Here is a 22,617-nt window from a genome sequence, read left to right as displayed (position 1 = left end):
GACGAGGACCTCATGGCATCGAGTGCAGCGAATGAGACGGGAACTGCGCGCGTCAAGCGCGGGCTCGCCGAGATGCTCAAGGGCGGCGTCATCATGGACGTCGTCACCGCCGAGCAGGCGAAGATCGCGGAGGACGCGGGGGCCGTGGCCGTCATGGCGCTCGAGCGGGTTCCTGCGGATATCCGGGCGCAGGGCGGTGTGGCGCGCATGAGCGACCCGGACCTCATCGACGACATCGTCTCGTCCGTGTCGATCCCCGTCATGGCGAAGGCTCGTATCGGGCACTTCGTCGAGGCGCAGGTGCTGCAGGAGCTCGGCGTGGACTACGTCGACGAGTCCGAGGTGCTCTCGCCCGCGGACTACGTCAACCACATCGACAAGTGGCCGTTCACGGTTCCTTTCGTGTGCGGCGCGACGAATCTGGGCGAGGCGCTGCGCCGGATCACCGAAGGTGCGGCGATGATCCGTTCGAAGGGCGAGGCAGGGACGGGCGACGTCTCGGAAGCGACGCGTCACATCCGTCAGATCACGGGGGAGGTTCGCGCGCTCGCGGGCAAGAACGCAGACGAGCTGTATGTTGCGGCGAAGGAGCTGCAGGCTCCGTATGAGCTCGTCGCAGAGGTCGCTCGCACGGGACAGCTCCCCGTCGTGCTCTTCACAGCGGGCGGCGTGGCGACTCCGGCGGACGCGGCGATGATGATGCAGCTCGGTGCGGACGGCGTGTTCGTCGGCTCAGGCATCTTCAAATCGGGTGACCCGGCCGGCCGCGCGAAGGCGATCGTGAAGGCGACCACCTTCCACGATGATCCCGCCATCGTCGCGGAGGTCTCGCGCGGTCTCGGCGAGGCGATGGTCGGCATCAACGTCGCTGACGTGCCCGCGCCGCACCGCCTTGCTGAGCGTGGCTGGTAGTCCGCGGGTCGGGATCCTCGCGCTCCAGGGCGATGTGCGTGAGCACGAGGGCGTCCTCGCCGCACTCGGCGCTCGCACGGTCCGTTTGCGAAGGGCGGGGGAGCTCGACGACATCGACGGGCTTGTCCTTCCCGGGGGCGAGTCGTCGACGATCGACAAGCTCGCGCGCGCGTTCGAGCTGCGGGATCCGCTCATCGCGCGGATCCGTGAGGGCCTGCCGGTCTACGGCACGTGCGCGGGAATGATCCTCCTCGCCGACCGGATTCGGGACGGGATCACGGGGCAGCAGACCTTCGGAGGGCTCGACATCACGGTGCGCCGCAACGCGTTCGGCCGTCAGAGCGAGTCGTTCGAGACCGAGCTCGAGGTGCCGGTGCTGGGGGGTCCGCCCGTGCGGGCGGCGTTCATCCGGGCGCCGGCGATCGAGGAGACCGGCCGGAGCGTGACCGTGCTCGCTCGCGTCGCTGACGGGCGCGCTGTGGCGGCGGAGCAGGGCTCGGTCCTGGCGACCGCCTTCCACCCCGAACAGACGGGGGAGACGCGGTTCCACGAGCGCTTCCTCCGGACGGTGCGTGCGGCAGGCTGATCAGCCGGGGACCGATTCGACGGAGAATCGCCCGATCTCCGGACGCAGCCGGGCGGATCTCTCCGGCGTTCGGGCAATTCTCCGGCGTTCCGGTCGGGCGTTCAGCGCACCTGCCGCGGCGTGAACTCCATGCGTGGAGACGCGTAGTGCTCCTGCGCCTCGACGAGCTGCAGCTCCTTCGTCCCCGCCGTGTGGGTCTGCTCGAGCAGGCCGAAGACGCTCGATGCCGTGCGGGCGAGGGCGTCGGCCGCATCGCGCGTGCGGGTGTAGTGGCTCGTGAACAGGGCGGCCGTGACGTCGCCTGATCCGTTTGCCTTCATGGGCAGATGCGGCGTCTGCACGATCCACGCGCCCGTGTCGTCGACGGCCATCATCTCGATCGTCCCGTCCTCGCGGTCGGGGCGCTCGACGCTCGTGACGAGGACGGTGGACGGGCCCATCGCGCGCGCCGCGTCGACGGACGCGAGCGTCGAGGAGATCGTGTCGGGAGTGGTGCCGGTGAGGTATCCGAGCTCGAACTGGTTCGGAGTGATGATGTCGGCGACCGGGACGACCTTGTCGCGCAGGAGCTCGGGGATCGCGGGCGCCACGAAGCAGCCCGATCGCGCGTTGCCCATCACGGGATCGCAGGAGTACAGCGCCCGCGGATTCTCGCGCTTCACGCGCGCGACGGCATCGATGATGACGTCGGCGATCCCCTCGGATCCCTGATAGCCGCTCAGAACGGCATCGAGGGATCCGAACGCGCCGCGCTCCTCGACGCCTGTAATGACCTCTGCGACATCCGACGGATCCATGACCGGACCGCGCCACGCGCCGTATCCCGTGTGATTCGAGAAGTTCACGGTGTACACGGGCAGCACCTCGACGCCGATGCGCTGCATCGGGAAGACGGCGGCGGAGTTTCCCGCGTGCCCGTATGCGACAGCGGACTGAATCGACAGGATCTGCATCCCTCGATCATGCCACCATGGATCCATGGGGACGCGAGGGGCGTGGATCGCGGGCGCGGCGGCGAGCGTGGTCATGGCGGCGGTCATCGTCGCGGCGCTCGTGTGGCCGCGCGGCGAGACGAACGCGATCGCGACGCCCGATCCGACGGTGAGCGTCGCGACGACACCGGCTCCGACGCCCACCGCCACCCCGACGCCGACGGGTCCGCCGGCGAACGAACGCGCATACGAGGCGGAGGGGCTCCCGACCGTCGACGTGCATGCCGTGATCCCCGAACTTCCCGTCGACGACGCTCCCGACGCGATGACCGTCGGCCTCACGGCGACGCCGCACGATGCGGGTGCGCCGGTGTTCGCCGACCCCACAGGCGAGCCCGTCGCGTGGCTGCTGCCCGAGCAGCGCTACGGAGGCACCACGGTTCCCGTTGTCGAGATCCACGAAGCCTGGGCGAAGGTGCTTCTCGTCGGACGCCAGGCCGTGGCCGGCGAGGGAGACCCGAGCCAGCTGTCGGGATGGATCCGTACGGCGGACGTCGCGATGGCATCCAACGACAGGCGCGTCGAGGTCGACCTCTCGGAGCGGACGATCGACCTCGTGACGATCGACGGCGATGACGCCGCGCGCGAGACGATCGCGACCGACTTCGCCTCCGGAACTGATGAGACGCCGACGCCGCTCGGACGCTCCTTCGTGATGCTCACGGAGCAGGTCTCGTTCGCCTACACGCGCGGCCACGAGATGATCTACCTCTCGGTCCAGTCGCCGACCCTGGCGGGATTCGGCGGCCAGTCGGTCGCGGTGACCGCGTTCCACTATCACGATGCTCGCACGGGGGAGATCTCCAACGGCTGTCTTCGCGTCTCCGCGGACGTGATCGAGCGGCTTGCCGCGCTTCCGGCGGGGACGCCCGTGCATGTGACGGCCTGACGCCGACTCGGGCGGACGCGGTCGTCCGCGTAGTATGGCCCGAGGCCTGTTCACCGGTGATCCGCGGTGCGCGGGCGCCGAACAGCCGCAGACGTTTTGCGAGGAGTCATATGTCCGGTCACTCCAAGTGGGCCACGACCAAGCACAAGAAGGCCGCGATCGACGCTAAGCGCGCGAAGTCGTGGGCGAAGCTCATCAAGAACATCGAGGTCGCGGCGCGCCTGGGAGGCCCCGATGAAGCGGGCAATCCGACGCTGTACGACGCCGTTCTGAAGGCGAAGAAGACGTCGGTCCCGAAGGACAACATCGAGCGCGCCATCAAGCGCGGCGCGGGCATCGGCGGCGAAGCCGTCGAGTACACGACGATCATGTACGAGGCCTACGGTCAGGGCGGCACGGCGCTTCTCATCGAGTGTCTCACCGACAACAAGAACCGCGCGGCGGCCGAGGTGCGCACGATCGTGACGCGCAACGGCGGCAACATGGCCGATCCCGGCAGCGTCTCGTTCAACTTCGAGCGCAAGGGCGTCATCATCGTCCCGTCCGAGGGCACGACCGAGGACGACGTCATGATGGCCGCGCTTGAGGCGGGCGCGCAGGAGATCGAACCGCACCCCGACGGATTCGAGGTCGTCACCGAAGCGACCGACATGGTCGCGGTGCGCTCGGCCCTCGTCGACGCGGGAATCGAGTACAACTCCGCCGATGCCGAGTTCGTCGCGAACGTGAAGGTTCCCCTCGACGCCGACACAGCACGCAAGGTGCTGAAGCTCATCGACGCGCTCGAGGACAGCGACGACGTCCAGAACGTCTACTCGAACCTCGACCTCAGCGATGAGGTGCAGGCGGAGCTCGCGGACGACGAAGAGTAGTTTCCGTCGGGTGCTCCGCTCCGCGGCTGGCGCGCACCTCGTCGTACGCTGTGAGGAGAGGATGAGGAGAGCCAGATGCGCGTTCTCGGGATCGACCCCGGCCTGACAAGGTGCGGCGTCGGCGTCGTCGACGTCGCGGCCGATCGCACGGCCTCGCTCGTGCATGTCGGCGTCGTGCGCTCGCCCGTTGACGCGGATCCGGGGGACAGGCTCGCGACGATCGCCCGCGGCATCCGCCAGGTGCTCGACGCGCACGCCCCCGAGGTCGTCGCCGTCGAGCGCGTGTTCGCTCAGCACAATGTCGCGTCCGTGATGGGAACGGCGCAGGCGTCCGGTGTGGCGCTCATGCTTGCGGCTGAACGCGGTCTCCCGACGGCGACGCACACGCCGAGCGAGGTGAAGGCGGCGATCACGGGCTACGGCTCTGCCGAGAAGGCCCAGGTGCAGCACATGGTCGCGCGCGTGCTGCGGCTCGCCGTGCTGCCGAAGCCTGCCGACGCGGCTGACGCTCTGGCGATTGCGCTCTGTCACGCTTGGCGTTCAGGAACCGCTCCCGACACCGCCGGGGCTGGTGGGGGCCAGACGCCGGCGCAACGGGCGTGGGCCGAGGCCGAGAAGCGATCGCGTGTCGCTCGAACATACGTACGAACGCCCCGATAGGGTGGAGGGATGATCTCGTCCCTGCGCGGCACCGTCCAGCACGCCGGAACCGACAGCGTCATCCTGGAAGTCGCGGGTGTCGGCTATGCCGTCGCCGTTCCGCCCGACGTCGCGCGCACCGCCCACCCCGGGCAGGAGCTGTTCCTGCACACTCATCTGGTCGTCCGCGAAGACGCATTGAGCCTCTTCGGTTTCGCCTCGCGCGACGAACTCGACGTCTTCGGCACGCTTCTCGGCGTGAGTGGCGTGGGCCCGAAGTCGGCCCTCGGCGTCCTGTCGGGCATGACCATCGACCAGATCGCCGAGGCCGTCGCCGACGAAAACCCCGCGCCGTTCCGCAAAGTTTCGGGCATCGGTCCCAAGACCGCGAAGCTCATCGCCGTCCAGCTGCAGGGCAAGCTGCAGCATGTCTCGCAGGCATCCCCGGCGGCCGGAGCGGCGCCCGCCGGCGTCTCCGAGCAGGTGGTGCAGGCCCTCGTCGGGCTCGGCTGGCCGGAGCGCACGGCGGTCGACGCCGTCCGGCAGGTATCGGAAAGTGCATCGGATGCCGATCGGGGGGCCGTTCAGCCGCTCCTCCGCCTGACTCTCGCGGCGCTTGGACCAGCGAAGACGGGAGGAGTGCGTGGCTGACGACGTCGTCTCACCCGAGCCACAGGACGAGACCGAGCTCGCTGTCGAGGGAGCGCTGCGTCCGCAGAGTCTCGGTGAGTTCATCGGGCAGCACAAGGTGCGCGGGCAGCTTCAGCTTCTCCTCGATGCTGCGGGTATGCAGGATCGGCCCGCGGATCACATTCTGCTTGCGGGCCCGCCGGGCCTCGGTAAGACGACCCTGGCGATGATCGTCGCGCACGAGGCGTCGCGACCCCTGCGGATGTCGAGCGGGCCCGCGATCCAGCACGCCGGCGATCTCGCGGCGGTGCTCTCGAGCCTCACGCCGGGGGAAGTGCTTTTCATCGACGAGATCCATCGAATGGCGCGCTCAGCCGAAGAGATGCTCTACCTTGCGATGGAAGACTTCCGCATCGACATCATGGTCGGCAAGGGCGCCGGTGCGACGAGCATTCCGCTCGATCTCGCTCCCTTCACCCTCGTTGGCGCGACGACCCGCTCCGGGCTTCTTCCCAATCCGCTTCGCGACCGCTTCGGGTTCACGGCGCACCTGGAGTTCTACGAGACCGACGAGCTCGAGAGCGTCGTCGACCGTTCGGCAGCGGTGCTCGGCGTCGATCTCGGTCCCGAGCAGCGTGGTGAGATCGCCCGACGCTCGCGGGGCACGCCGCGCATCGCCAACCGCCTGTTGAGACGCGTGCGCGACTGGAACCTCGTTCATGCCGGAGGCGGTGCCGTGACGCTCGAAGGCGTTCGTGCTGCACTCGAGCTCTACGATGTCGATGCGATCGGGCTCGACCGTCTTGACCGAGCCGTACTCGACGCCCTTGTGCGCCGTTTCCGGGGCGGCCCCGTGGGCCTGTCGACCCTCGCCGTCGCGGTCGGCGAGGAAGCCGACACGGTCGAGAGCGTCGTTGAGCCATACCTCGTGCGGATCGGGCTGATGGGTCGCACGCCGCGTGGGCGTGTCGCGACTCCTGACGCCTACGAGCATCTGGAGCTCCCCGTTCCGGAGGGGGTCTGAGCGGTCCGTGCGCTGATGCGCATGCCCTATAATCGACGGGATGCGCCGGGGCCTCTCGGCGCAGCGTCCGCGGAACGCGAGCTCGTCTTGACGGCGCGTTCCGCATCGCACGTCCCCCACCTCGAAAGGCCTCAGCTCTTCTATGGACATCATCCTGCTCGTCGTCGCCGGCGCCCTTCTCGTCTTCATGTTCTGGAGCTCGAGTCGCCGCCGCAAGAAGATGCAGGAGGAAGAGCAGAAGCGCCAGCAGCAGCTCGTTCCCGGCACGCGGGTCATGACCCGCGCGGGCCTCTATGGCACGCTCGTTGAGTTCGACGCGGACGATCTCACGCGCCACGCGATCATCGAGATCGCGCCCGGCGTCGAGGTCGAGGTCCACGCGCAGACGGTGACGATCGATCCCGAAGCTCCCCTCGACGAGGACGAGACCGACGAGGACGAAGATGAGGACGTGTACGACGAGGGCGACGACGTCGAGACCGTCGAAGCGGACGCGGATCGCGCATCGGGCGAGGCCGAGGCCGAGGCCGAGGCGGACGACCCCAAGAAGGACTGACTCGCGGCGCGCCATCTGACGGCGCCCGCGCGACACATCGACAGCGACTCACGTAAGGGATCCCGTCGTGGCGACAGCCCCTCCGACGCGCCGAGCATGGCGCGCACTTATCGGCCTGCTGGGAATCACGCTCGTGCTGTTCGGCGCGAACGCTCTCGGCGTGCACCTGTTCAAAGAAGGCACGTGGGTGCCCGAGCTCGCGCTCGATCTGCAGGGTGGGACGCAGATCATCATGGAGGCCGATACGGCCGGCGAGACGCCCAGTGCGGATCAGATGGCGCAAGCCGTCGAGATCATCCGCCAGCGTGTCGACGCATCGGGTGTGTCGGAAGCATCGATCACGACGCAGGGCGCCGACAACATCGTCGTGCAGATCCCCGGGAACGCCGATCAGGAGACGCGCGAGCGGATCCAGGCGAGCGCGCAGATGCAGCTGCGCCCTGTGCTCTACGCGGCCGCGCCCGCGACGAGCTTCGTGGGTGAGGACGGCGAGGAGACGCCGTATCCGACGCCCGATCCTTCGCTCAACGCGGAGCCGACGGCGGAGCCGACGAACGCGAGTGACCTTGCGTGGGTGACCGACGCACTGTGGGCGGAGATGCTCGCGTACGACTGCACGTCGGAGGAGAACGACCCCGCTCATGCTCCCGCCGACGAGCCGCTCATCACGTGCGATCCGGCGGGGCAGGCCAAGTACATCCTGGGCCCCGTGGAGCTCGACGGATCGGCGATCGACGACGCGCAGGCCGGCGTGAGCCAGCAGAACGGTCGTTGGTTGGTCACGATCGACTTCGACGCCGAAGGCTCCGATGTCTTCGGCGAGATCAGCCAGCGGCTGTACAACCTGCAGTCGCCGCAGAATCAGTTCGCATTCGTTCTTGACGGCAATGTCATCTCGGCCCCGTCGATGGACGGCATCATCACCAACGGCACGCCTCAGATCTCAGGACAGGGGATCACCGAGGAGAGCTCGAAGGTCCTGGCCGATCAGCTGCGCTTCGGGGCACTGCCCATGAGCTTCCAGGTCGTCTCGAGCGACACGATCTCGGCGACGCTCGGATCCCAGCAGCTCATGATCGGCCTCGTCGCGGGTCTCATCGGTCTTGCGCTCGTCGCCCTCTGGGTGCTGCTCGTCAGCTATCGCGCACTCGGCTTCGTGATCATCGCCTCGCTCGCGGTCATGGCTGTTCTGACTTTCGTCATGCTGTGTCTGCTCTCGTGGCGCATCGACTACCGACTGTCGCTCGCCGGCGTAGCCGGTCTGATCGTCACGATCGGATTCACTGCAGACTCGTTCATCGTGTACTTCGAGCGCATCCGCGACGAGCTGCGCGATGGGAAGACCGCGACGGCCGCCGTCGAGGATGGTTGGGCGCGCGCTCGGCGCACGATCTTCATCTCGAAGTCCATCAACGTTCTCGCCGCCGTCGTGCTCTACATCCTGGCGGACGCGACGGTGAAGGGCTTCGCCTTCACCCTCGGATTGACGACCCTGCTCGACATCCTGATCTTCGTGATCTTCACGCACCCCGTGATGCAGCTGGTCGTGCGTACGAAGTTCTTCGGTGGCGGGCACCCGCTCTCGGGGCTCGATCCGGATGCACTCGGAGCCGTCTACAGTGGCCGGGCACGTTTCCGTGAACCCGTTGGCGTAGGAGCGAAGAACAGCCGCTCCCGGAACGAGGCGAGCAGGCGACAGACGATCGCCGAGAGAAAGCTCGAGGCAGAGAAGACAGCCGTGGGCGATACGGACACGACGAGCGGGGAGGGCCGCGCCTGATGCGCACCATGAACGAGGTCGGCAACGACCTCTACACCGGCAAGACCTCCGTCCCGTTCGTCGCGCGCCGGAGCCTCTGGTTCAAGATCGCGATCGCGCTCGTCGTGATCTCCGCGATCGCGCCATTCGTGCGCGGTATCGAGCCGTCGATCGAATTCACCGGCGGCTCGCAGTTCACGATCTCGAACCCGTCCTCGACCGATCAGCAGATCGCGACCGACACCGTCGACGACGTCGCTCCCGGAGCGGAAGCGACCGTGACGATCGTCGGCGGCAGCGACGTGCGCGTGCAGACGTCGACCCTCTCGAACGAAGACACCCGCGACCTCGCCGTGGCGCTGGCGGAGGCATACGGAGTCTCGACGGAAGAGGTAACGGACTCGTTCATCGGCCCGTCGTGGGGCGCCGACGTCACGAAGCAATCGCTGTGGGGACTCGCGATCTTCCTTGCGCTGACATTCCTCATCCTGGCGATCTACTTCCGCACCTGGAAGATGTCGATCGCGGCGATCATCGGTCTCGTCGACGTGCTTGTCGTCACAGTGGGTATCTACTCGCTCGCGGGCTTCCAGATCTCGCCGTCGGCCGTCATCGGCTTCCTCACGATCCTCGCGTACTCGCTGTACGACACCACGGTGGTGTTCGACAAGATCCGCGAGAACACCCAGGAAGAGCAGGGCGATCGCACCTTCGGAGAGTCGGTGAATCTCGCGGTGAATCAGACGCTCATCCGTTCGATCAACACGTCTGTCGTCGCGGCGCTCCCGGTCGCCGCGATCCTGTTCATCGGCGTGTTCGGCCTGGGGGCCGAGACATTGAGCGACATCTCGCTGTCGATCTTCGTCGGCATCATCGTCGCGACGTATTCGACGCTGTTCGTGTCGGCTCCTCTGTACTCGCTTCTTCGCGAACGTGAGCCGCAGATCGCTCGGCGCGACGCGCGCGTGCGCGAACAGCGCGGCGACGCAGACGCCTAGGATGGGTGCATGAGGGCTCGTTCGGACGCCGACGGCACGGGACGCGATGGCTGATTCGTCGACATCGTCTTCTCCCGGGCCGAGCCTCCGCTGGCTCGTTCCGCGCATCTTCACGCGGGCGAAGCCGAACGAGTCCGTCAGGCGCCTGACGGAATCCGTCCGGGCGAAGCATCCGCGGGTCGACCTCAGCATCATCGAGAAGGCCTATCGGGTCGCAGAAGAGAAGCACAGCGGTCAGAAGCGTCGCAGCGGCGAACCGTACATCACCCATCCGCTCGCCGTCGCGCAGATTCTCGCGGAGCTCGGCCTCGGTCCGCGGGCGATCGCGGCCGCACTACTCCACGACACCGTTGAGGACACAGGATACGCCCTTGACGAGCTGACGGCCGAGTTCGGCGACGAGGTTGCGTTGCTCGTCGACGGCGTCACGAAGCTCGACAAGGTCAAGTACGGCGAGAGCGCACAGGCTGAGACCGTGCGCAAGATGATCGTCGCGATGTCGAAGGACGTCCGGGTTCTCGTCATCAAGCTCGCCGATCGCCTCCACAACGCCCGTACGTGGGGCTTCGTTCCGCCTGAGAAGGCGAAGAAGAAGGCGACGGAGACCCTCGAGATCTACGCGCCGCTCGCGCACCGACTCGGCATCGCCGCGATCAAGAGTGAGCTCGAGGATCTTTCCTTCGCCGTGCTCTACCCGAAGATCTACAACGAGATCGACAGCCTCGTGAAGCAGCGGACGCCGCAGCGCGAGCAGTACGTGCAGAAGGTCATCGACGAGGTCAATCGCGATCTCGGCGATCTGCGCATCCGCGGCAACGTCTCGGGTCGTCCGAAGCAGCTGTACTCCGTCTACCAGAAGATGGTCGTCCGCGGACGCGAGTTCGATGACATCTACGACCTCATCGGCATTCGCGTCATCGTCCCGACAGTGCGCGACTGCTACGCCGTGCTCGGCGCGATCCATGCGCGCTGGACTCCGCTGCCGGGGCGTTTCAAGGACTACATCGCGACGCCGAAGTTCAATCTGTATCGCTCGCTGCACACGACGGTCATCGGACCAGGCGGACGCACCGTCGAGATCCAGATCCGCACGCAGGAGATGCACCAGCAGGCCGAGTACGGCGTCGCCGCGCACTGGATGTACAAGGAGCGCATGGCGGCGACGGGCGGACGCCCCGACGAACGTGCCTCGGATCAGGACATGGCGTGGATCGCGCGGCTCAGCGATTGGCAGGCCGAGACAAAGGACCCGGGGGAGTTCCTCGACTCGCTGCGGTTCGAGATCGGTGCGAAGGAGGTCTATGTCTTCACGCCGAAGGGGCGGGTGATCGGCCTTCCCACAGGGGCGACCCCCGTAGATTTCGCGTTCGCCGTGCACACCGAGATCGGCTTCCGCACGATGGGCGCCAAGGTCAACGGGCGCCTCGTGCCGCTCGAGACAGAGCTGCACTCGGGTGATGTCGTCGAGGTGTTCACCTCGAAGAACCCCGACGCCGGACCGAGCCGCGACTGGCTGTCGTTCGTCAAGAGCACGCGCGCACGCAACAAGATCCGTTCGTGGTTCACCAAGGAGCGCCGCGACGAGGCCATCGAGCAGGGCAAGGAGGACATCGCGCGTGCGATGCGCCGCCACAACGTCTCGTTCGCGCGCCTGAAGGATGCTCTTCCCGAGGTCGCGGCGCAGATGCACTATCACGACATCTCGGCGCTGTACGCGGCGGTCGGCGAGGGGCATGTCTCCGCGCAGTCGGTTCTCGAGAAGGTGCAGGCGGCCCTGAGTGACGCCGACACGTCGACGGGGCCTGTCGAGCTGCCGCCGACAGCGAGCCAGCGTCCCCGCGTGGGCGACTCGGGCGTGCTCGTGCGCGGTGCTCCCGATATTCTCGTCAAGCTCGCGAAGTGCTGCACGCCCGTGCCGGGTGACGAGATCGTCGGATTCGTCACGCGCGGCAGCGGTGTGAGCGTGCACCGGGCAGACTGCTCGAACGTCGAGTCATTGCGCGAGGACCCGGAGCGCATGATCGAGGTCGAGTGGGCGCCGTCGACGAAGGCCGTCTTCCTCGTTCACATCCAGGTCGAGGCGCTTGATCGCGGCGGCCTTCTCAGCGACATCACCCGGATCCTCACAGAGCACCACGTCAACATTCTCTCGGCCTCGGTGCAGACGACCCGCAATCAGCTCGCGCTGAGTCGGTACGTGTTCGAGATGGGTGACACCGTGCACCTTGATCGCGTCTTGAACGCGGTCAGACGGATCGAGGGCGTCTACGACGTGTACCGCGTCACGTCGTCCTGACCCGGCTCCAGCAGCTGGGCGGCGCGTTTCGTGTATCGCAGCCGGCGACCGCGGTTCAGCCACTCGATGAGGCGTGGATGCAGCTCGCTGTGCCGCGCGAACCATCCGATGGCGTCGCGGTGCGCGGCGTCAGCGCCGCCGGTGAAGGCGGCGCGGGCGAGGTCGTAGAACGTGCGCTCGAGCGTCGCGACGTGCGTGCCGGCGATTTCGAGTGCGTCTGCACGGGGGAGCGGCCAGGTGTGCACGACGACTCCGGCCTGCCAGTGTCGACGTGCGGGTGCATCCTCGATGCGCTGAACGTGGTGCGGATCCGGCTCATGCGGTGTGACTCCGTGGATCCACGCAGCCGTGATGCCGACGGCGGCGAGACCACCGGTCAGCACCTCGCGGGCCGCTCGCGCGCGGACGATCTCGCTCGCTGGCAGTCGGATCGGCGCATAGGCCGTCCGGGAAACGCGCTGCAGATCGCCGTCGAGCGCCGCCGCGGAGAGCTCGGCGACGGAGAGGGGGACAGGGCTGCGCAAAGCGGACGGGGCCATGCCGCGAGTATGCCGCGGCACGGCCCCGTCCGGGAACGCCTGTGGAGAACCCGGCGCTCAGTTGCCGATGGCTCGAAGCCAGGCGGTGCGAGCGTCGATGGCCTCCTGCGCCTCGCGCGCTGCCTTGTCGTCGCCCGCGGCGCGCGCTGCCTCGAGATCCCGCTCGAAACCTTCGAGCGATTCGCGCAGCTGCGACTCCATGTCGTTGGCCCGCGCCTTGGTCTCCGGGTTGTTGCGCTTCCAGTCGACGTCTTCGCGGTCCTTCAGCGCCTGCTCGATCTTGCGCATGCGCCCGTCGAGATCGCGCTCGACGTCTCGGGGGAAGATCCGCCCGACCTCGTCCCAGCGGCGCTGGATCCCGGTGAGGACCTGGCGCGCCTTCTTGAGGTCGGTGATGTCGGAGACCTGCTTCGCCTCCTCGAGAAGCGCCTCGCGTTCTTCGATACGCGGCGCCGACTCGGCTTCTTCCTCGGCGCTGCGTTCAGCGCGAGCCTGGTAGAGCACGTCGCCGGCGGCCTTGAAGCGCGCCCACAGTGCATCGTCGGCCTTGCGGCCGGCGCGGCCCGCGGCCTTCCACTCGTCGAGCAGCGCACGATAGGTGGGAATGCCGTCCTCACCCTTCGTCGCGAGGGCCTCGGCACGCTCGATGATGCGGGTCTTCTGCGACTTCGCCGTCTTGTGCACCTCGTCGAGCTCGGCGAAGAACGCGCGCCGCGCTCGCTCGATCTTCGAACGCGCGTCCCGGAATCGCTTCCACAGGGCCTGAGCCGTGCCGCGCGGCAGGCGCGGTCCGGTCTTCTGGTGCGTCTGCCAGGCCGCGAAGAGATCGTTCAGCTCGGCTGTTGCCTGCTTCCACTGCACCGTCTGCGGATCGCGTGCCGCGAGCTGCTCGACCTGCTCGACGATCGCGGTGCGCTCGGCAATCGCCGCGTCGACGGCCTCCCGCTGGGCGGCGGCCTCCTGCGCGCTCGCCTCGGCGAGTTCGTCGATCATCGTCGTGAGGCGGGTTTCAAGGGCCGCGAGATCGCCGACGGCAGCGGCGCCGACGACATCATCCTTGAGCTGCGTCGCCTGCTTGCGCAGCTCGGCCGCGGCGGCGCCGCCAGCCTGATGCCGCTGCTCGATCGCCTGCACCTTGAAAGCGAGATCGTCATACTTGCGCACGTAGTACTGCAGCGCCTCTTCGTGCGTGCCGTCCGGGTACTCGCCGACGACCCGCCAGTCGTCGCCCTCGCGGACGGAGACGATGCCGTTCTCGTCGACCCGTCCCCATTCGGCGGCACCGGGGGTCGCGGGGGCGGCGGGCGGCACGACGACCGGCGCGGCATCCACTGTGGGAGCGGCGGGTTTCGTGCGCTTCGCGAAGGCGGCGGGGCTCGGGACCGGACCGGGCTTCGCGGCGGCGGTCTCGTCAGTCTCGGGGGTGTTGTCGGAGGTCGACACGGGAGGCTCCTCAGCGCGGGCGTCCGCGGGAAGGGGAAAGGGACGATCCCAGCCTATGGCATGTCAGTCGGGGCCTGAAGTCTCTCGGCCCCGTCGTCACTCCGCGTCGTCGGGCGTGGCGGTCTCCGCCGGCTCGGGAGTGGGCGTGACGACGGACTCGTCGGCGGCGCCCGGACCGACGGAGTAGAACATCGCCTGGCCTCCGACAGCCAGCAGGAGGACGACGCCCGTGACGACGCCGGCCACCACGTTGTCGCGCCGTCGGCGGGCGACGCGCGATTCCTGGAAGCGCACGCGCGCCTCGTAGGTGCGGGCGCGGTCGCGCTCGATCCGCTCTCGACGCTGCTTGGCCGATGCCACGGTGCCTCCTCGACGCTCTCTCTGTAGAACGCGGGAGAGACTACGCGAGGCGCGCAGTGCGCGCCAAACCGTCTAGCGTGGAGAGGATGACGAACTCCGGCGCGCTCTTCCAGGGGCAGACTCCGCTCGCCGTGCGGATGCGACCGAACTCTCTCGATGAGGTCGCGGGACAGCGCCACTTGCTCGGCGCGGGCTCGCCCATCGTGGCGCTCGCGGATCCGGACGCGACGAAGCCCGGAACGGTGTCGGTGATCCTCTGGGGGCCGCCGGGCACGGGGAAGACGACGCTGGCCCAGGCCATCGCGCGGTCCTCCGGTCGGAGGTTCGTCGAACTCTCCGCGATCACCGCGGGGGTGAAAGACGTGCGGGAGGTCATGCAGCAGGCGCTCGATCAGCGCGATCTGTATGGCCAGTCGACGATCCTGTTCCTCGATGAGATCCACCGCTTCACGAAGGCTCAGCAGGACGCGCTGCTTCCGGGCGTCGAGAACGGCTGGGTGATCCTCATCGCGGCGACGACCGAGAACCCGTCGTTCTCGGTGATCTCCCCGCTCCTGTCCCGCTCGCTGCTGCTCACCCTCAAGCCGCTCACCGACGACGACCTCGGCGCCCTCCTCGACAGGGCGGTGTCGGATCCGCGCGGGCTCGACGGCGCCGTCGAGGTCGAATCGGAGGCGCGGGAGGCGATCATCTCTCTGTCCTCGGGTGATGCGCGCCGCGCGCTCACGGCCCTCGAAGCGGCCGCGGGCGTCGCCGTCTCCGAACGGGATGGGGAGGAGACTCCGGTCGTCACGGCTGATCGTGTCTCGCAGGCCGTTGATCGCGCCCTCCTGCGCTACGACCGGCAGGGCGATGAGCATTACGACGTCATCAGTGCGTTCATCAAGTCGATCCGCGGATCCGATGCCGACGCGGCCATCCACTACCTCGCCCGCATGATCGAGGCGGGCGAGGATCCGCGATTCATCGCGCGCCGATTGATGGTCCACGCGGCGGAGGACATCGGCATGGCGGATCCTCGTGCGCTGCAGATCGCGGTCGCGGCCGCCGATACGGTGCAGCTCATCGGTATGCCCGAGGCGCGGATCCCGCTTGCTGAGGCGACCATCTACCTCGCGACGGCCCCGAAATCGGGTGCGGTGATCTCGGCGATCGACGGTGCCCTGGCAGACGTGCGGGCCGGACGGTTTGGGCCCGTGCCGTTGCACCTGCGTGACGCGCACTACGCGGGCGCGAAGCGCCTCGGGCACGGCAAGGGGTACCGCTTCCCGCACGACGACCCGCGCGGCGTTCTCCCGCAGCAGTATCTCCCCGATGAGCTTCGCGGCGTGCGCTACTACGAACCGACGTCGCATGGTGCCGAGCGTGATGTCGGAGAGCGTCTCGAGAAGATCCGGCGGATCGTCGACTCCTGACGCCCGTGAACGCGGCGGGAGGTGTCTGCTAAGATAGACCGGCTCGAAGTCCGAGCACATCCCCTTCATGATTCCCGCGGGCAGTGCGGCGTACGCCCGCGAATGGGAAGAAGGCGGCATGTACGCCCGTGACGCCGCGAATCGCGGCACGTGAAAGGAATCCCATGGTCACCAAGGCTCAGGACCGTCGCAAGGTCCGCCTCTCCCGCGCACTCGGTGTCGCGCTGACGCCGAAGGCGCAGCGCTACCTCGAGAACCGCCCGTACGGCCCCGGCCAGCACGGACGCACGAAGCGCAAGCAGGACAGCGACTACGCCGTCCGCCTGCGTGAGAAGCAGCGTCTGCGCGAGCAGTACGGGATCCGCGAGAAGCAGCTGCGCATCGCCTTCAACGAAGCCAACCGCACCGACGGCCTGACGGGTGAGAACCTCGTCGAGCTGCTCGAGATGCGTCTGGACGCGCTCGTGCTCCGCTCGGGCTTCGCCCGGACGACGGCGCAGTCGCGCCAGTTCGTGGTGCACCGCCACATCCTCGTCGACGGCAAGATCGTCGACCGTCCGTCGTTCCGCGTGAAGCCGGGGCAGACGATCGAGGTCAAGGCGAAGAGCGAGGGCCTCGAGCCCTTCCAGGTCGCCGCTGCCGGCGGGCACGCCGAGGTTCTTCCCGCCGTTCCGAGCTACCTCGAGGTCTCCCTCGACAAGCTGCAGGCGAAGCTCGTGGCGCGTCCCAAGCGCGCCGAGGTGCCGGTGCAGTGCGAGGTCCAGCTCGTGGTCGAGTACTACGCCGCACGCTGATTCTCCAGCGCCCAGGGCGCCGCGGACCTCGGTCCGCGGCGCCCTTCGCGTATCCGCCCCGGGAAGCGCCTAGGATGGAAAGACCGTCCGTGACGCTCGCGACCCGTGGAGAAGACATGAAGAACACGCTGTGGTTCCTGCTCGGCATCGTGGGCGGCTTCGTCGCAGCGCACTTCATGAGCAAGGATCCTCGCGGCAACGAGCTGCTCGCCTCGATCGATGCGCGCATCAGCGGCTTCACGGACGCCCTGACCGAGGCGTACCACGCCGAGGTCGCCCGCGATACCGAAGACTGACGGCTCTCTGCCGCACACCTCGACGGGCGTCGCGCATGAAGCGGCGCCTCCACACGCAACTGCCAAGGACACACTCCCTCACATGAAGACCGCGGAGATCGCCACCCGCTACCTCGACTTCTTCCGTGCCAAGGATCACACGATCGTGCCGTCGGCGTCGCTCGTCAGCGACGACCCCTCGATCATGTTCACGATCGCCGGAATGGTGCCGTTCATCCCGTATCTGACGGGGGTCGTGCCTGCGCCGTACCCAAGCGCTGCCGACATCCAGAAGTGCATTCGCACGAACGACATCGAAGAAGTCGGCAAGACCGCGCGCCACGGCACCTTCTTCCAGATGATGGGCAATTGGTCGTTCGGCGACTACTTCAAGGAAGGCGCGATCTCCTACGCGTGGGAGCTGCTCACGTCGAGTGAGTCCGATGGCGGCCTGGGCTTCGACGAGAAAGACCTCTGGGTCACCGTCTACGAAGACGACGACGAGGCCGAGCAGCTGTGGCGGAAGATCGCCGGTCTCCCCGCGCATCGGATCCAGCGGATGGGACGCGAGGACAACTACTGGCATACGGGACAGCCCGGACCGGCCGGCCCGTGCTCCGAGATCTATTTCGATCGCGGCCCGGCGTACGGTCGCGACGGAGGACCCGCGGTCGACGACGACCGGTTCCTTGAGATCTGGAACCTCGTGTTCATGCAGTACGCGATCGAGAACGTCCGCAGCAAGACGGAGTTCGACATCGTCGGCGATCTGCCGAAGAAGAACATCGACACCGGCATGGGGCTCGAGCGCGTCGCGTTCCTCAAGCAGGGCGTCGAGAACATGTACGAGACCGACCAGGTCCGTCCGGTCCTCGACCGCGCGAGCGAACTCAGCGGGCGCCGCTATGGGGCCGACCACGAGGACGACGTGCGCTTCCGCGTCATCGCTGACCACGTGCGGAGCTCGCTCATGCTCCTGAGCGACGGGGTCACTCCGGCGAATGAGGGACGCGGCTACATTCTGCGACGCCTCATGCGCCGAACGGTGCGCTCGATGCGCCTTCTCGGCGTCGGCGAGGCGACTTTCCCGGAGCTCTTTGCCGCGTCGCGCGATGCGATGAAGGCCACCTATCCGGAGCTCGAGACCGATTGGCAGCGCATCTCGAACTATGCGTTCGCCGAGGAGGAGACCTTCCTGCGGACCCTGAGCTCGGGGTCGACGATCCTCGATACTGCGGTCGACACGGCCAAGAAGCAGGGGCGCGCTTCGCTCGACGGCGACAAGGCCTTCCTGCTGCATGACACCTATGGCTTCCCGATCGATCTCACGCTGGAGATCGCCGAGGAAGCGGGCCTCGGAGTCGATCGCGACGGCTTCGACTCGCTCATGCGCGCACAGCGGGAGCGAGCGAAGGAGGACGCGCGTTCGCGCAAGAGCGCGATCGCCGATGTCGGCGTGTACCGCGACTTCCGCGCTCTGGGCGAGACGTCGTTCACGGGATACGACGACCTCGTGACCGAGACACGCGTGCTCGGTCTGCTCGTTGACGGAGCCCCGGCGGACCGCGCCGTGACCGGACAGACGGCCGAGGTGATCCTCGCCGAGACCGCCCTCTACGCGGAAGCAGGCGGACAGGTCGCCGACAAGGGAACGATCGTGGGAAGCGGCTTCGAACTCGACGTGCTCGACGTTCAGCGCCCCGTCCCCGGTCTCGTCAGCCACACGGTTCTCGTGACGTCGGGAGAGGTCGGCGTCGGCGACGCTGCCACGACGGTCGTCGACGAGGCGAACCGTCGCCAGGCTCAGCAGGCGCACTCGGCGACCCACCTGGTCCACGCCGCACTGCGCGACACGCTCGGCTCGGGTGCGACGCAGGCCGGCTCGCTCAATCGCGCAGGTTATCTGCGGTTCGACTTCTCGTGGGGTCAGTCTCTGTCCGAGCAGACCAAGAGCGAGATCGAGGAGATCGCAAACGCAGCCGTGCGCGACAACCTCGAGGTGACGACGCGCGTCACGACTCTCGACGAGGCTAAGGCCGCGGGCGCCACGGCGCTGTTCGGCGAGAAGTACGGCGAGCAGGTGCGCATGGTCGACATCGGCGGCCCGTGGTCGCGCGAGCTGTGCGGTGGCACCCACGTACGCTCCTCGGCCGAGATCGGACTGATCTCGCTCACGGGCGAGTCGTCGGTCGGTGCGGCGAACCGCCGCGTCGAAGCTCTCGTCGGACAGGATGCGTTCCGCGGGCTGACTGCTGAGCGCGCGCTGATCGGAGAGCTCACGAGCGCGCTGAAGACACCGCGCGACAAGCTCGTCGACCGCGTCGCCGAGCTGTCGGCGAATCTGAAGCAGGCCGAGAAGCGTATCGCGGAGTTCGAAGCGCAGCAGCTGCAGCTGCGTGTCCCGGAGATCGTTGCGAGCGCGTCTCCCGTGGGGCGCGTGGTGCTCGTCGCAGACAGCGTCGGCGAGGTCGGATCCGCGGACGACGTGCGCACGCTCGTGACGCAGGTGCGGGAGCGCCTCGCCTCGGAGCCGGCGATCGTCGTCCTGGCGGGCGTCGCAAAGGGACGACCTGTCGTGGTGGTCGGCACGACGGAGCGCGCACGTGAGGCCGGGGCGAAGGCCGGCGACCTCGTCAAGCTGGCTTCGCAGACGCTCGGCGGTGGCGGAGGCGGCAAGCCCGATCTCGCGCAGGGCGGAGGCACGGATCCGGCGGAGATCCCCGCCGCGATCGAGGCCGTGCGCCGTGCCGTGGAGGCGCTGTCCGAACGATGACCGAGTTCCGTCGGGGCGTGCGCCTCGGAATCGATGTCGGGAAGGCACGCGTTGGAGTGGCGCGTTGCGATCCCGACGGGATGCTCGCCGTGCCGGTCGAGACGGTGATGCGCGACGACCGGTCGGTCGCCCGCCTCGTCGAGCTGGCGGGCGAGCACGATCCGATCGAGATGATCGTCGGTCTTCCGCTGAACATGCGCGGCGAGGATACGCTGTCCACGGCGGATGCGCGGGAGTTCGCAGAGCTGCTGCGTCGCGCGCTGCCGGCCGTGCCCGTGCGGCTCGTCGACGAGCGGCTCAGCACCGTGAGCGCGCACACCGCGCTCCGGCAGTCGGGACGGTCGCAGAAGAAGTCGCGCGGCGTCGTCGACCAGGTGGCGGCGGTGGTGTTCCTGCAGCACGCGATCGATACCGAGAAGCGCACAGGGCGCGCGCCGGGCGAGGTGCTCGCGCGCGACGAGGAGTGAACGGACCGAGATGACCCAGCCCGATTCCCCCCAGGGCAGGCCGCGGACGCGGCGCGAGCTGCGCGAGTTGCGCGAGCATTCAGCACCGGCCGATACCGGGCGTGCGCGAATGGAAGGGGGCGCGCCCGAGCCTCCGACCGAAGCCGACAGACCACGCCCGGAGCCTACGGCGCCTCTCGCGAGCGGACAGGCCGACGCGGGAGCGGCAGCTCCGCAGGGCGGGCAGGCTTCCCAGGGTGGGCAGGCACCGCAAGGTGGGCAGGTGACGCAAGGTGGGCAGGCTTCGCAGGGCGGGCAGATCCCGCAGGACGGGCAGGCCCCTCGGGGATCCGTGAAGGAAGCGGATGCGGAAACGGCCGCGGACGCCGAGCTGCATGACCTTCTCTCGGGGCATCACGACGACTCCGCGCCGAAGAAGAAGCGCCGGCGAGGCGGCTGCCTCATCGCGCTCGTGATCCTGCTCGCGGTCCTCGGCGGTCTCGCCGGCGTCGGTGTCTGGGCGGTGAGCACCTACGGTCAAGAGGTGGCCGATCGCTTCGGCATCAGCGTATTCGGCATCGATCCCACGCCAACCGACTACGAACCGGGTCTGGCGACGGGTGAGACCACCATCACGATCAGCGAGGGTGACACGGGCTGGGAGGTGTCGGTCGCGCTGTACGAGGCGGGCACGACGCTCACTGAGTCGGTGTTCTACGACATGCTCGTCTCGTCGCAGCGCGACCCGGAGTTGATGCCGGGCACATACCAGCTGCAGCAGAAGATGACGGCGGCGGCCGCGCTCGAGGCGATCGAGGACTTGGATAACAAGCTCGACGATGCGGTGTTCTTCCCTGAGGGCTTCACCCTCGAGCAGATCGTGCCGCGTATCGCCGCCGGGCTTGAGGTCGAGGAAGACCGTGTCCGGGACGCGTTGAGCGACCCGGGCGACTACGGCGTCGACGCCGACAGCCTCGAGGGCTGGCTCTTCCCTGCGACCTACCAGTTCGATCGCGAGACGACACCGCGTGAGGCGATCCAGCGCATGGTCGACGGCACACGAGAATCGCTCGAGGCGGCCGGCGTCCCCGACGCTCAGGCCGAGCGGATCCTCACGATCGCGTCGATCATCCAGCGCGAGGCGCGGGACGAAGACGACTTCTACAAGGTTTCGCGCGTCATCGTGAACCGTCTCGATGAGTCGATCTCGGCCACAGGCGGCTTGCTGCAGATGGACTCGACAGCGCAGTACGGCTACGGCGAGATGCACGAGGGTGATGTGTTCAGCTCCGAGGAGGCGCTGAACGACGACAATCCCTGGAACACCTACGTGCGTGCGGGGTTGCCGGCCGGGCCCATCTCGAACCCCGGCGCTCTCGCGATCGACGCCGCGATGCATCCGGCCGAGGGCCCATGGCAGTTCTTCGTGACGGTGAATCTCGACACGGGGGAGACCGTGTTCAGCGAGACCTACGAACAGCAGCTGGCGGCCGAGGCGGAGCTTCACGCCTGGTGTGAAGCGAATTCGGGTACGGCGGGCTGCTGATGGCATCGGCGCACCTCGAGGTCTGGGGCGATCCGATCGGACACAGCAGATCGCCCGTACTGCACCTCGCCGCTTATCGTGCCCTCGGTCTCGACTGGTCGTTCACGCGTCGCGAAGTGTCGGCCGCCCGGTTCTCCGAGCACCTCGCCCGGGCCCGCGTCCGGGGTCTCGCCGTGACGTATCCGCTCAAGGAGAGCGCGTTCGCGGTGGCGGCGAAACGCGATCTGCGTGCCGAGCTCACGGGCGTCGCAAACACGCTCCGATTCGCGGGAGATGAGATCCGCGCATACAACACCGACGTCGGGGGCATCACCTCGGCGCTGCGTGAGATCGGCGCTGACGGCGCGCGACGTGTGCGGATTCTCGGCGCGGGCGCGACGGCGACGTCCGCGCTCGTTGCGGTGAGCGAGCTGTCGTCGGAGTCGGTCGAGATCGCCGCACGGAGCCCCGAGCGTGCGAAGGGGCTGGTCGACCTCGGAGCGCGCGCTGGCACGCCCACGCGCGCGGTCGCGCTCGACCAGGCGACAGATCCGGTCGATCTGACGATCGCGACGCTCCCGGGTGGAACGGAGCTGGACGCGACCGTCGCAGCGCGCCTGGCGAGCACAGGGGGAACCCTCTTCGACGTTGCGTACAGCCCCTGGCCCACCACGTTGGCCGCGTCGTGGGCCGGCGACGTCCATCACGGGCTGCCGATGCTCCTCCACCAGGCGGTCCTGCAGGTGCGCATCTTCACGCACGGCGACCCGGACACGCCACTCGATGGCGAGCGCGCGGTCATCGAGGCCATGCGCGCGGCCCTCGCAGGCGACTGAACAGGTCGCTGCGTGACGCCCTGGTTCGTGGGTGGTCTCGTGTGCCTCTAGGCTGGAA

At 68.0% G+C, this 22,617-nt stretch carries 22 protein-coding genes; 18 read left to right on the top strand and 4 right to left on the bottom strand.

The annotated features are described in order from the left end of the window. Nucleotides 1-12: 12 nt before the first annotated feature. Nucleotides 13-912 (top strand): pyridoxal 5'-phosphate synthase lyase subunit PdxS, encoded by a 900-nt coding sequence (pdxS, locus tag C0012_RS09410; RefSeq protein ID WP_110588889.1) that lies wholly within the window; start codon nucleotides 13-15, stop codon nucleotides 910-912. After that, on the top strand, nucleotides 902-1,498 hold the full coding sequence (gene pdxT, locus C0012_RS09405; RefSeq protein WP_232527851.1) for a pyridoxal 5'-phosphate synthase glutaminase subunit PdxT: 597 nt from the start codon (nucleotides 902-904) through the stop codon (nucleotides 1,496-1,498). The genes pdxS and pdxT overlap by 11 nt, the downstream gene beginning before the upstream one ends. Before the next feature lie 101 nt (nucleotides 1,499-1,599). Here pdxT and pdxY read toward each other — a convergent pair whose 3' ends face one another. Then, complete coding sequence (gene pdxY, locus C0012_RS09400; RefSeq protein ID WP_110588891.1) at nucleotides 1,600-2,451, bottom strand: pyridoxal kinase PdxY; 852 nt, start codon at nucleotides 2,449-2,451, stop codon at nucleotides 1,600-1,602. 25 nt (nucleotides 2,452-2,476) lie between these two features. Here pdxY and C0012_RS09395 point away from each other — a divergent pair, with 25 nt between their 5' ends. The 9 genes from C0012_RS09395 (at nucleotide 2,477) to C0012_RS09355 (ending at nucleotide 12,153) form a co-directional block, all read left to right on the top strand. After that, nucleotides 2,477-3,379: a L,D-transpeptidase family protein gene (locus C0012_RS09395; RefSeq protein ID WP_110588892.1), complete on the top strand. Its 903-nt coding sequence runs from the start codon at nucleotides 2,477-2,479 to the stop codon at nucleotides 3,377-3,379. Nucleotides 3,380-3,489: 110 nt separating this feature from the next. Then, complete coding sequence (locus tag C0012_RS09390) at nucleotides 3,490-4,251, top strand: YebC/PmpR family DNA-binding transcriptional regulator (protein WP_110588893.1); 762 nt, start codon at nucleotides 3,490-3,492, stop codon at nucleotides 4,249-4,251. Between the two features lie 75 nt (nucleotides 4,252-4,326). After that, nucleotides 4,327-4,911 (top strand): crossover junction endodeoxyribonuclease RuvC, encoded by a 585-nt coding sequence (gene ruvC / locus C0012_RS09385; RefSeq protein WP_110588894.1) that lies wholly within the window; start codon nucleotides 4,327-4,329, stop codon nucleotides 4,909-4,911. 9 nt (nucleotides 4,912-4,920) lie between these two features. Next, the gene (ruvA, locus tag C0012_RS09380) at nucleotides 4,921-5,541 is read left to right on the top strand and encodes a Holliday junction branch migration protein RuvA (RefSeq protein WP_110588895.1); all 621 of its coding nucleotides are present in this window, start codon (nucleotides 4,921-4,923) and stop codon (nucleotides 5,539-5,541) included. Next, complete coding sequence (gene ruvB / locus C0012_RS09375) at nucleotides 5,534-6,544, top strand: Holliday junction branch migration DNA helicase RuvB (protein ID WP_110588896.1); 1,011 nt, start codon at nucleotides 5,534-5,536, stop codon at nucleotides 6,542-6,544. The genes ruvA and ruvB overlap by 8 nt, the downstream gene beginning before the upstream one ends. 142 nt (nucleotides 6,545-6,686) lie before the next feature. After that, nucleotides 6,687-7,100: a preprotein translocase subunit YajC gene (locus tag C0012_RS09370; RefSeq protein ID WP_110588897.1), complete on the top strand. Its 414-nt coding sequence runs from the start codon at nucleotides 6,687-6,689 to the stop codon at nucleotides 7,098-7,100. Between the two features lie 67 nt (nucleotides 7,101-7,167). Then, on the top strand, nucleotides 7,168-8,880 hold the full coding sequence (secD, locus tag C0012_RS09365) for a protein translocase subunit SecD (RefSeq protein WP_110588898.1): 1,713 nt from the start codon (nucleotides 7,168-7,170) through the stop codon (nucleotides 8,878-8,880). Continuing rightward, a complete protein-coding gene (gene secF / locus C0012_RS09360; protein WP_110588899.1) occupies nucleotides 8,880-9,857 on the top strand; it encodes a protein translocase subunit SecF in 978 nt (325 codons plus the stop codon). Before secD ends, secF begins: the two co-directional genes overlap by 1 nt. 46 nt (nucleotides 9,858-9,903) lie before the next feature. Next, a complete protein-coding gene (locus C0012_RS09355; protein WP_110588900.1) occupies nucleotides 9,904-12,153 on the top strand; it encodes a RelA/SpoT family protein in 2,250 nt (749 codons plus the stop codon). Here C0012_RS09355 and C0012_RS09350 read toward each other — a convergent pair. From C0012_RS09350 to C0012_RS09340, 3 genes are all read right to left on the bottom strand, one after another. Continuing rightward, nucleotides 12,123-12,692, bottom strand: coding sequence for a hypothetical protein (locus tag C0012_RS09350; RefSeq protein WP_110588901.1), 570 nt, complete (start codon nucleotides 12,690-12,692; stop codon nucleotides 12,123-12,125). The genes C0012_RS09355 and C0012_RS09350 overlap by 31 nt on opposite strands. 57 nt (nucleotides 12,693-12,749) lie before the next feature. Next, nucleotides 12,750-14,135, bottom strand: coding sequence for a DUF349 domain-containing protein (locus C0012_RS09345; RefSeq protein WP_110588902.1), 1,386 nt, complete (start codon nucleotides 14,133-14,135; stop codon nucleotides 12,750-12,752). 96 nt (nucleotides 14,136-14,231) lie between these two features. Continuing rightward, entirely contained in the window at nucleotides 14,232-14,495 is a 264-nt protein-coding gene (locus tag C0012_RS09340) for a dioxygenase (RefSeq protein ID WP_110588903.1), read from the bottom strand. Between the two features lie 86 nt (nucleotides 14,496-14,581). Between C0012_RS09340 and C0012_RS09335 the strand changes: the two genes are divergently transcribed. The 7 genes from C0012_RS09335 (at nucleotide 14,582) to C0012_RS09305 (ending at nucleotide 22,559) form a co-directional block, all read left to right on the top strand. Next, a complete protein-coding gene (locus C0012_RS09335; RefSeq protein WP_110588904.1) occupies nucleotides 14,582-15,910 on the top strand; it encodes a replication-associated recombination protein A in 1,329 nt (442 codons plus the stop codon). A gap of 164 nt (nucleotides 15,911-16,074) precedes the next feature. After that, a complete protein-coding gene (gene rpsD / locus C0012_RS09330) occupies nucleotides 16,075-16,704 on the top strand; it encodes a 30S ribosomal protein S4 (protein WP_110588905.1) in 630 nt (209 codons plus the stop codon). A gap of 116 nt (nucleotides 16,705-16,820) precedes the next feature. Then, the gene (locus C0012_RS09325; protein ID WP_110589377.1) at nucleotides 16,821-17,000 is read left to right on the top strand and encodes a hypothetical protein; all 180 of its coding nucleotides are present in this window, start codon (nucleotides 16,821-16,823) and stop codon (nucleotides 16,998-17,000) included. Between the two features lie 82 nt (nucleotides 17,001-17,082). After that, complete coding sequence (gene alaS / locus C0012_RS09320; protein WP_110588906.1) at nucleotides 17,083-19,752, top strand: alanine--tRNA ligase; 2,670 nt, start codon at nucleotides 17,083-17,085, stop codon at nucleotides 19,750-19,752. Next, nucleotides 19,749-20,219, top strand: a complete 471-nt coding sequence (gene ruvX, locus C0012_RS09315; RefSeq protein WP_110588907.1) for a Holliday junction resolvase RuvX — start codon at nucleotides 19,749-19,751, stop codon at nucleotides 20,217-20,219. The genes alaS and ruvX overlap by 4 nt, the downstream gene beginning before the upstream one ends. A gap of 262 nt (nucleotides 20,220-20,481) precedes the next feature. Continuing rightward, the gene (gene mltG / locus C0012_RS09310; protein WP_110588908.1) at nucleotides 20,482-21,744 is read left to right on the top strand and encodes an endolytic transglycosylase MltG; all 1,263 of its coding nucleotides are present in this window, start codon (nucleotides 20,482-20,484) and stop codon (nucleotides 21,742-21,744) included. Beyond that, nucleotides 21,744-22,559, top strand: a complete 816-nt coding sequence (locus C0012_RS09305) for a shikimate dehydrogenase (RefSeq protein ID WP_110588909.1) — start codon at nucleotides 21,744-21,746, stop codon at nucleotides 22,557-22,559. Before mltG ends, C0012_RS09305 begins: the two co-directional genes overlap by 1 nt. The last annotated feature ends 58 nt before the right edge of the window (nucleotides 22,560-22,617 follow it).

It is taken from the genome of Microbacterium suaedae, from assembly GCF_003254645.1.
Taxonomy (GTDB): Bacteria; Actinomycetota; Actinomycetes; order Actinomycetales; family Microbacteriaceae; genus Microbacterium; species Microbacterium suaedae.
Note: the sequence above shows the minus strand (reverse complement) of the source record. Positions and strands in the feature narration are given on the sequence as shown.